At 44.9% G+C, this 5814-nt stretch carries 7 protein-coding genes, 1 tRNA gene and 1 other RNA gene; 2 read left to right on the top strand and 7 right to left on the bottom strand.

Features of this window, described 5'->3' with window-relative positions; genetic code table 11:
• Positions 1 to 376: 376 nt before the first annotated feature.
• The 6 genes from KNO94_RS14895 to tadA all read right to left on the bottom strand — a co-directional run bounded on the left by KNO94_RS14895 (position 377) and on the right by tadA (position 4145).
• The gene (locus KNO94_RS14895) at positions 377 to 601 is read right to left on the bottom strand and encodes a YaaL family protein (RefSeq protein WP_214780951.1); all 225 of its coding nucleotides are present in this window, start codon (positions 599 to 601) and stop codon (positions 377 to 379) included.
• Complete coding sequence (recR, locus tag KNO94_RS14890) at positions 598 to 1197, bottom strand: recombination mediator RecR (protein ID WP_214743135.1); 600 nt, start codon at positions 1195 to 1197, stop codon at positions 598 to 600. The genes KNO94_RS14895 and recR overlap by 4 nt, the downstream gene beginning before the upstream one ends.
• Positions 1198 to 1219: 22 nt before the next feature.
• Positions 1220 to 1537 carry a YbaB/EbfC family nucleoid-associated protein gene (locus KNO94_RS14885; protein ID WP_214743134.1) on the bottom strand — a complete coding sequence of 106 codons (318 nt, stop codon included), beginning with the start codon at positions 1535 to 1537 and terminating at the stop codon, positions 1220 to 1222.
• A gap of 14 nt (positions 1538 to 1551) precedes the next feature.
• Positions 1552 to 3228, bottom strand: a complete 1677-nt coding sequence (dnaX, locus tag KNO94_RS14880; protein ID WP_214743133.1) for a DNA polymerase III subunit gamma/tau — start codon at positions 3226 to 3228, stop codon at positions 1552 to 1554.
• Positions 3229 to 3323: 95 nt separating this feature from the next.
• An RNA gene (gene ffs, locus KNO94_RS14875) (signal recognition particle sRNA large type) lies at positions 3324 to 3591 on the bottom strand.
• Between the two features lie 53 nt (positions 3592 to 3644).
• On the bottom strand, positions 3645 to 4145 hold the full coding sequence (gene tadA, locus KNO94_RS14870; RefSeq protein ID WP_214780948.1) for a tRNA adenosine(34) deaminase TadA: 501 nt from the start codon (positions 4143 to 4145) through the stop codon (positions 3645 to 3647).
• 121 nt (positions 4146 to 4266) lie between these two features.
• Here tadA and KNO94_RS14865 point away from each other — a divergent pair, with 121 nt between their 5' ends.
• The gene (locus KNO94_RS14865; RefSeq protein WP_214743131.1) at positions 4267 to 4902 is read left to right on the top strand and encodes a deoxynucleoside kinase; all 636 of its coding nucleotides are present in this window, start codon (positions 4267 to 4269) and stop codon (positions 4900 to 4902) included.
• Positions 4899 to 5570, top strand: a complete 672-nt coding sequence (locus KNO94_RS14860) for a deoxynucleoside kinase (RefSeq protein WP_012727758.1) — start codon at positions 4899 to 4901, stop codon at positions 5568 to 5570. Before KNO94_RS14865 ends, KNO94_RS14860 begins: the two co-directional genes overlap by 4 nt.
• Before the next feature lie 120 nt (positions 5571 to 5690).
• Here KNO94_RS14860 and KNO94_RS14855 read toward each other — a convergent pair.
• A tRNA-Ser gene (locus KNO94_RS14855) sits at positions 5691 to 5780 on the bottom strand.
• Positions 5781 to 5814: the final 34 nt, after the last annotated feature.

Below are 5814 nucleotides of genomic sequence, written 5' to 3'. Positions count from 1 at the left end.
CGTCCTGAGCCAGGATCAAACTCTCCAAAGAATTTGATATAGCTCTTAAATTGACGAAGCTTGCGCTTCATTCAAAAATTGTAAAACTTATTTTTGCCTCATCGTTCAGTTTTCAAAGTTCGTCTGCCGCTCTTGGCGACTTAAATATCTTACCAAGTGGAGAATAAAATGTCAACCACTTTTTAAAAATATTTTTTATTTCTTCGTCGCTTATCTCGGCGACATCTATTAATATATCAGTAAAACTTTAACCGTGCAACTCTTTTTCAAAAAAAGATTTAAAAAATATATAAATCCATTATTTATTCTGCTTATCTGATTTTTCCCTTCATTATATAGAGCTGAAAATAAAATAAGGCGAGCCAGAGGCATCGCCTTATGAGCGGAGAGATGATAACGACACATTTCGCTTCTTCGCTTCTTTTAAATAAAAGAAATAGAGAGCTTCCGCTTGTTTGACCTGAGCAGCCAACTCTCCCGTATCTTCAATGCTCACTTCAAGCATTCGACGTTTTGATTCAAACTTAGCTTTCGCTTCTAATAACTCAGTAAGTAGTCGTTGATCAAAATCATCCCTTAACGACTTACGAAACCATTTCATAACTCTCTTCTACCTTCCATCGCTCGAGACAACGTCACTTCATCTGCATACTCCAAATCTCCACCGACTGGTAGACCGTGGGCGAGACGCGTCACACGAATCCCCGTAGGCTTGAGTAATCTCGATAAATACATCGAAGTCGCTTCTCCTTCAATGTTCGGATTGGTCGCTAAAATCACTTCTTGAATCGACTCATTCTCTTGCAAGCGCGTCAGCAAACTTGAAACGTTAATATCCTCTGGACCGATCCCTTCCATTGGACTAATGGCTCCATGGAGAACGTGGTACTTCCCTCTATACTCTCTCATCTTCTCCATAGCAATCACATCTCTCGAGTCTTGAACCACACAAACCACTGTCTCGTCCCGATGCGAGTCTTTGCAGATTGCGCACGGATCCACGTCTGTAATATGTCCACAGACGGTACAGTATTTTATGTCACGTTTCGCACTGACGAGAGACTTCGCAAACGTTAATACATCATCTTCTTCCATATCTAAGACATGGAATGCCAAGCGCACCGCAGTTTTCGGGCCAATCCCAGGTAACTTCGTAAAACTCTCAATCAATCGTCCAATGGCTTCAGGGTATTGCAACTCGCATCGATCCTTTCTTCACTTAAAAGCCTGGGAGGTTCATCCCTTGTGTGAAACGTCCCATCTTATCATTCACAAGCTGATCCGCTTGTTTCATCGCATCATTGATTGCTGCTAAAACGAGATCTTGTAACATATCCACATCGTCTGGGTCGACAACATCTTCAGCAATAATAACGTCTAAGACTTCTTTATGACCGCTGACGACAACTTTCACCATGCCGCCTCCTGCAGTTCCTTCTACCGATAAATCTTTCAATTCTTCTTGAGCTTTCGCCATGTCTTTTTGCATCTTTTGCATCTGCTTCATCATATTGTTCATGTTTCCCATTCCACGCATTCAGAGCGCCTCCCTTATGTTTCTTCGATTTCAACAACATCGCCAAATCGTTCCATCGCCTGCGCGACAAGCGGATCCTCGGTTTCCGGTTCTTCGACTCGTTCCGTTCGTTCTGCTTGTTTCTGAAGGATAAACTCATTCTTCAGTTCATTCCAATCTGTCTCAAGCACCGCCATGATTTCGCGACGAATTCCCGTCACTTCGAATAACGCCTGTTCAATCACATCACGGGTACGACCATTCGAACTCACTTGTTCATAGTGCCATGTCATTCCATCTTTAAATTGTACCAGTAAGGTGTCACTTGCACAAAGGACAGCTTCACTTTCATAGAAGAGCGCGAATATCGGACCGTCTTGTATCCGAATATTCGTCATGATGTCTCCCCAGCTATCGCGAATCGCATTCAAATGTTGGCGTTCAGCACGTTGCAAAAGTTGACGAATTCGCTCTTTCGGCACACGGATTTGCGTCCGCTTTGGGGCAGGCTTCGGTTTTTCTACTTCCCCACCTGTCACAGCAACACCATTCTTCTTCACTTCACTTAATTCACGACTCAGTTCGCGTACTTGATCTTGTAGTTGTACCATTTGCTCACTAATCGTCCGACCTTGTTCTGCGATCCGGATGAACGTCAATTCGACCAGCACTTTAGGATGGTTAGACAACCTCATCTGTTGCTGACAATCGTTCAGCTCTTCAATCACTTGGAACAATTCGTCCGTCGAAGTCGCTTCGACAAACTGACGAAATTCATCCGTCGGTCGAGCACGCTCTAATAGGTCGGCAGCTTGTGGAGAAGCTTTTAAAAGCAATGCGTCCCGATGGACGAACACTAAATCTTCAATGAAACGTTTCAAGTCTTTTCCTTCACGTAACATCAATTCAAGCGTACTCAAAATAGCATTTAATTCTTTCCGCTGGAGACCATACGCCATATCAAGCAATGTTTCATCCGTCACGGCACCCGTGACTTCTAACACCGCGTCTTCCGTCAACCGTCCATCACTGAATGCGAGCGCCTGATCGAGTAAGCTAAGGGCATCTCGCATCCCACCATCGGCAGCACGTGCGATTAGTTTCAACGCTTCCGGGTCGTAGTCATGGTCTTGATCGTTCAAAATATAGGCCATCCGCGTTTGCAATTGACTCACTTCATGTCGTTTGACATCAAATCGCTGACAGCGAGAAATAATGGTTGCCGGAATTTTATGTGGCTCTGTCGTGGCTAATATGAAGATCGCATGTGCCGGCGGTTCTTCAAGCGTCTTTAACAACGCGTTGAATGCACCAGTCGATAACATATGCACTTCATCAATGATGTATACTTTGTAACGTCCTTGGGACGGCGGATATTTGACTTTATCTCGAATCTCCCGAATTTCATCAACTCCGTTATTCGATGCGGCATCGATTTCAAACACGTCGGGACTTGTCCCTTCCGTGATAGCGATACACGTCGGACAGGTGTTACATGGTTCACGTGTCGGCGCACTTTCGCAGTTGATCGCCTTAGCGATAATCTTTGCTAAACTCGTCTTCCCCGTTCCACGCGGACCAGAAAACAAATACGCATGCGACATCCGCTCCTCTAACAGAGCGTTTTGAATCGTACGTGTGATATGGACTTGACCGACGACCTCCTGAAACGACTGAGGTCTATATACACGATATAACGCTTGATACGCCATGAGTTCGCCTCCTTCCTTATTTGTTCTTCTCTATCTCATCATACAAAAAAATCTACAGCCCTGGGGCCATAGATTGAAGTTATAAAATAAATCTGCCGCGCACCGATTTCTGAAAGTACGTCAACATGCGTTACTCATGCAGTTTGCTCAGCCCAAGCACCCCTGCGGCACACGGTACGTCACCACTTAAGGCTGCTTCCTTCCGGACCTGACCTGGTTCATGGGTGACCGTTGCGCAGGACTCAGACGTCAACGCCACTTACATAAGGCAGACCACACCAGCGCACTCCCTCGAATCGGGATTCAGTCTCGCTACAGCGGATTGCGAGTGACAGGGCACCGCTACCTCCCCACCTAGCACGGCAAATGGGTAAATGAAATTAAGCACTATCTCGAGTGCTATTACATTATACTGTTTAATCGATTGGGTTGCAACCTCTCTGATTGAGTCGTTCTTGTTTCTTCCTCTCTCGAAGCGTCCGGAAGAAATCTGTGAGGAGTTGCCCACATTCTTCTGCTAAAACATTTTCCGTCACTTCTGCTTGGTGATTGAACCGATCATCCTGCACCAAATTCATTAACGTCCCGCAACATCCACCTTTCGGATCATGGGCACCAAAAATGACACGCTTCACGCGAGATAACACAATCGCACCCGCACACATCGGACACGGTTCAAGGGTAACGTATAGCTCGCAGTCTTCTAATCGCCAATTCTCTAATGTCTCATTGGCCGTTTCGATCGCAATCATCTCGGCGTGCGCCGCTGCCAATCGATCTGTCTCACGACGATTGTGCCCAGTCGCAATCACTTGGTCTCCTTTTACAATCACACAGCCGATCGGCACCTCCCCGATGGCTTCTGCTTTCTTTGCTTCTTCGATGGCTAACTGCATAAATCGTTCATCGCGTTCCATCCATTCACCTCATTTCCTATTTGAAACTATGAAAAAAAATGAAAATCAAATCCCTCGTCATATCACTCGTATTGTATGCTAGAATGGAACTTGCACTTTGGATAATGGAGGATGACATCATATGTTTATAACGGTAGAAGGACCGATTGGTGTCGGGAAAACATCACTCGCCCATATCATCAGTCAGCATTTCTCAATGCAGATGCTGAATGAAATTGTAGAAGAGAACCCATTTCTCGGCAAGTTTTATGAAGATATCGAAGAATGGAGTTTCCAAACGGAAATGTTCTTCTTGTGCAATCGATTCAAGCAACTAGATGATATTCATCAACACCACTTGAGTCAGCAACAATCCGTCGTTTCGGACTATCATATTTTCAAAAACTTGATTTTTGCTCATCGCTCGCTGAAACCAGCACATTTGAACAAGTACGAGCAGATTTATAAGATTTTGACACATGATATGCCGAAACCTGATGTCGTCATTTACTTACACGCCAGCATTGAGACCTTAATGAAACGAGTCGCCTTGCGTGGACGTGAAGTCGAAGAGAATATGTCTCGTGATTACCTCGAACAACTTGCTCACGATTATGAAACATTTGTTGAATCGTATCGCGCGGCCCATCCAGAAGTGAAGATCCTCTCGTTCAGCGGGGATGAACTCGACTTTGTACAGAATCCGGACGACTTGACTCATGTCCTGAAAACGATTGAGCGTGAATTAGAATTAACTAAAGGAGCCCAAATAAAATGAAGCTGATTGATAAATATAACATCCCGAACGATACGATCATTACAATCGGTGGAATGGTTGGGATCGGAAAATCCACGATCACCAATTCGTTAGCCGATGCATTAAATTTCCGAACGTCTCTCGAAAAAGTAGATACCAACCCTTACCTCGATAAATTCTATCATGATTTCGAGCGTTGGAGCTTCCATCTTCAAATTTACTTCTTGGCAGAACGTTTTAAAGAACAAAAGAAAATCTTCCAATACGGCGGTGGGTTTATCCAAGACCGTTCAATCTATGAAGATACAGGCATCTTCGCTAAGATGCATTATGAAAAAGGGACAATGTCACCAACAGACTATGAAACGTACTCTAGTTTGTTCGAGGCAATGGTATTGACACCATTCTTCCCGCACCCAGATCTATTAATCTATCTTGAAGGTTCGTTCGAACAAGTACTCGAACGCATTCAGATGCGCGGTCGCGAGATGGAACAGCAAACACCAATCGCCTACTGGGAAGAGATGTACGCCCGCTACACAGAATGGATCAACAACTTCAACCTGTGTCCGGTATTACGCCTCTCGATCGAAGAGTACGACCTCATCAACGACCCAGATTCAGTCGAACTCATTCTTGAGAAAATTGAAAAGCAACTCACGATTGCGCGTGAAGCAAAAGTGAGATAATCGAAAGAAGGATTGCGCCAACGACAGCGTGATCCTTCTTTTTGTGCACAAAAAAATCCACAGCGCATATGTCTGTGGATACAAAAAATGCATCTGCCTCTGCAGATGCCCGATTGAAAGCGGAGTTGGTGGGATTCGAACCCACGCGAGCCTTGCGACTCCTAACGGATTTCGAGTCCGTCCCCTTCAGCCGGACTTGGGTACAACTCCAGGCCTAAAAAAGTGTAAAAAAAAGAAAGTGGAG

The sequence above is a fragment of the Exiguobacterium sp. s22 genome (genome assembly GCF_018617455.1).
GTDB lineage: Bacteria > Bacillota > Bacilli > Exiguobacteriales > Exiguobacteriaceae > Exiguobacterium.
The sequence above is the reverse complement of the archived record's forward strand: the minus strand, read 5'-3'. Positions and strand labels throughout refer to the sequence as shown.

What these genes read in the sequence shown, in the direction of transcription:
- KNO94_RS14895 (WP_214780951.1), bottom strand. Translation starts at nt 601, where the DNA reads ATGAAATGGTTTCGTAAGTCGTTAAGGGATGATTTTGATCAACGACTA.
- KNO94_RS14885 (WP_214743134.1), bottom strand. Translation starts at nt 1,537, where the DNA reads ATGCGTGGAATGGGAAACATGAACAATATGATGAAGCAGATGCAAAAG.
- dnaX (WP_214743133.1), bottom strand. Translation starts at nt 3,228, where the DNA reads ATGGCGTATCAAGCGTTATATCGTGTATATAGACCTCAGTCGTTTCAG.
- tadA (WP_214780948.1), bottom strand. Translation starts at nt 4,145, where the DNA reads ATGGAACGCGATGAACGATTTATGCAGTTAGCCATCGAAGAAGCAAAG.
- KNO94_RS14865 (WP_214743131.1), top strand. Translation starts at nt 4,267, where the DNA reads ATGTTTATAACGGTAGAAGGACCGATTGGTGTCGGGAAAACATCACTC.
- KNO94_RS14860 (WP_012727758.1), top strand. Translation starts at nt 4,899, where the DNA reads ATGAAGCTGATTGATAAATATAACATCCCGAACGATACGATCATTACA.